We start from the raw sequence: 2,742 nt of genomic DNA, 5'->3' as shown, positions 1-2,742 counted from the left end.
TCTGGATCTTTCGCGTCGTAAGTGATCAGGCCGGTTCGCTCAGGAGTGACCATGGGCAGATGCGACCGATGTTTCTTGTCTTCGACGCTCATAATCTTGCACCTTTGAATGACGGATCGAAGATCATTGTTGAAATGCAACTCTGATGCAAGCGTCGTCGTCGGCGCTGTCCGTTGGGGGCAGAGGTCGGTCAGCTCACCCCATTGGGGGTCTCGGTCGAATGACTGCTACAGCTCGATTTTGACCCCTGCGTCCTTTAGGTAGGGTACGACTGCTTTTTGCGCGCAGCGGCCGTCCATCGTCTCGGCTTCGATCAATCGCGGCTTGCAAGCAGTAGCGCAGCATCCGCGCCGGGGGGTTTCCCGGCCAACCAAGTGAAAGCTCTCCAATGGCCGACAATTCAGACGACCCAGTGATGCAGAACCAAGACGTCATCCAGGCCGCCCGCGGCATATGCCGAAACCCGGCGCAGCTGGCCGCTCTGACCGTTTCCCCGGCAGACGACGACCCGAACGTGGCTGGACTGGCCGCGCACGGCGTCCCCGGCGCATCCTATCCGACCGGCAACACCGTCGTACGGAACAAGCCGCAGTCTGCGCCTATGCCTCCTCCGCGTCCGAGCGCTCATGCCCTGGCCGCTGCGATCGCGTCCACGCCTGCTTCAGCGCCGATGCCTCCCATCCGCCCCACGGACCTCGAGGCGATCAGCGCGCTCGCCTCGCCTCCTGGCGCAGCTGCTGTCAGGCCGTGGGCGCGCACGACCCGCGTTCGAAGTTTGGGGACCTGCCCCCCTTGGCGGCTCGATTGGCCATCGCCGGACATTGGCGCTCCTTCGGGAAGAGCACCTTCTTGCCGATGACCGTCACCCCACCGCGGGGATCGATTGCCTCCGGCAAGCGGGAAACTCTGCAGGATCCTGATCGTCACGTCTCTCGCTGTTCTGTCCATTCGTCCTGATGTCGCGCATCGGCCTCGTACATGTCGGCGACCCGGTCCAGAAGCTGCGCTGTTCGATCCCAGCTGATCTCGAAGCGGCGGGCCAGATCGCGGAAATACTCTGCCCAATCGCGCTCCTGGTCGCCGCCGGCGAGCGGCGACCTTACGGTGACCCCCTGTAATGAAGCACGCAGGCCAACTACGACTCCATACCATATCTGTCATATCGATTTTTCCCACGTCTCAAATGGTCGACGACCAGCCTCAAGGTAGTGTCGTAGACGTCATGCTGTCGCCACGCGATCTCCATGCTGTCGTCGTCAAAGCAAGGCGACACGATCATGGCGCCCGTCCTAGCCGGGCAAGATCGTCAAAGTCGAACACCACGGCCGTTTCGGCAAAGCCGAGTTCGCGGGTGAAGAACTTTTGCAGATAGACGGGCGAATGAGCGAAGCCGTTTTCGACCCTGACCAGCGCGAGGAAGAATTTGTCCGGGGCGTTCAGAGATGCCAACAGTTCGTTCTTCGTGATGATCACCTCGCGGCCGTCCGCGTGCCGTCCCTTCACCTCGATGAACCGCAGCACACCAGAACGCGGATCGCGGCTCTCGATGTCGTAGCCCCGCTTTTCGGCTGACACGTCCTTCGGCAGATTGCCGAGCGCCGTCTCCGCCGCCATCACGGCCGCCATCGCGAGCTTCTCAATCTCGGCGCGCGCGGCCGGATCGTCCGAGAAGCTAGGCGGCTTGCGGGGGCTAGCTGTCGGTATCGGCGGCGCGAGCAGGCTCTTCGGGATGATGAGCGCAGCGCCCTTCAACACCGGGGGCAATGCGCTGATCTGCCGTTCGCGCGCCAGCTCCTCCTGACGCTTCTGGAGTCGATCGGCGAGCCGCTGCGCAGTCGCCTCGGCGTTTTGGGCGTTGATCCGCTGGTCCTTGCCGGCCCTCTCCTCCTCACGCAGCCGGGCGGCACGCGCGTCCCAATAGTTGATCTCGCGGTTCAGCCGCGCCCTGACCTCCCGCTCGACCTTGTCGATCTCGGAGAGCCCGCGCTGCTTCACTTCGGTCAGATGCTGGGGCACCAGATTTGGCGATCGCATAGCCCAACGCGCGCTGCTCGACCTGACCCGCAAGCCAAGGTGCAGCGGCGAACGGGGAGACCGCCGTCTTCTCCTCCGGCCTCGTCTCTTTAGCCCTGCGGCGTGATCTCCACCGCCTTCTCAACCGCCTTGGCGACCTCCGCCCGCGCCCGCTTTGCGTCGGCTTCCGTCGCGAACGCAAACCCAACCAGAGGGCGCCCGTGTACGCCGCCGAGGATGCTGAAGCCGTACCCGGACCCGTCATCCCCGCTGTGAATGGTCACCAACTGCACGTCCCCCATCTTGCAGTTCGTGTAACTCATCATTGTGTCGCCTCCTCGTTCTCATGCCCCTCCGCCGCCGCCACCCGCAGGATGAAGTCGCTGCAGCTCTCGCCGGGGCCGCGCATCGCCGTGAGCACCCGACGCGGCTCAGCCGAGCGAGCGGATGATTTCGCGGTAAGCGGTCTCCGGGAACGCCTTCAGCGTTTTCGTGCGCACGAAGCCGAGGCCCCCGAGCTGAAGGGCGTAACGGGCCATGACGGCGTCGTCCGGCGCCTCGCAGATTCCGACAAAGTCGAACTCGCCCATCACCATGTAAAACTGCTTCATCTCGCCACCCATGTCGGCCAGTAGCTTCTTGGCGGCGTCGAGCCGACGCGGCGAGTCCTTGGCGGCCTTAACGCCAGCGTCGGTCAGGTTGAAGAGCGCGATGTACGTAGTCATTGTT

3 protein-coding genes are annotated in these 2,742 nt (G+C 63.7%); all 3 read right to left on the bottom strand.

All coding sequences use genetic code 11. The annotated features are described in order from the left end of the window. Positions 1-1,275: 1,275 nt before the first annotated feature. Positions 1,276-2,016, bottom strand: coding sequence for a DUF3883 domain-containing protein (locus ACLP25_RS07810; RefSeq protein ID WP_442468647.1), 741 nt, complete (start codon positions 2,014-2,016; stop codon positions 1,276-1,278). 107 nt (positions 2,017-2,123) lie between these two features. Next, complete coding sequence (locus tag ACLP25_RS07805; protein ID WP_442468646.1) at positions 2,124-2,339, bottom strand: hypothetical protein; 216 nt, start codon at positions 2,337-2,339, stop codon at positions 2,124-2,126. Positions 2,340-2,444: 105 nt separating this feature from the next. Then, positions 2,445-2,738 (bottom strand): GYD domain-containing protein, encoded by a 294-nt coding sequence (locus ACLP25_RS07800; RefSeq protein ID WP_442468648.1) that lies wholly within the window; start codon positions 2,736-2,738, stop codon positions 2,445-2,447. Positions 2,739-2,742: the final 4 nt, after the last annotated feature.

The organism is Roseiarcus sp., from assembly GCF_052145395.1.
Classification (GTDB): Bacteria; Pseudomonadota; Alphaproteobacteria; order Rhizobiales; family Beijerinckiaceae; genus Roseiarcus.
This window is presented reverse-complemented; position numbering and strand designations above follow the sequence as displayed.

Bases quoted from the DNA above. Each gene is read 5' to 3' on its own strand.
- ACLP25_RS07805 (WP_442468646.1), bottom strand. From the start codon at position 2,339: ATGATGAGTTACACGAACTGCAAGATGGGGGACGTGCAGTTGGTGACC.
- ACLP25_RS07800 (WP_442468648.1), bottom strand. From the start codon at position 2,738: ATGACTACGTACATCGCGCTCTTCAACCTGACCGACGCTGGCGTTAAG.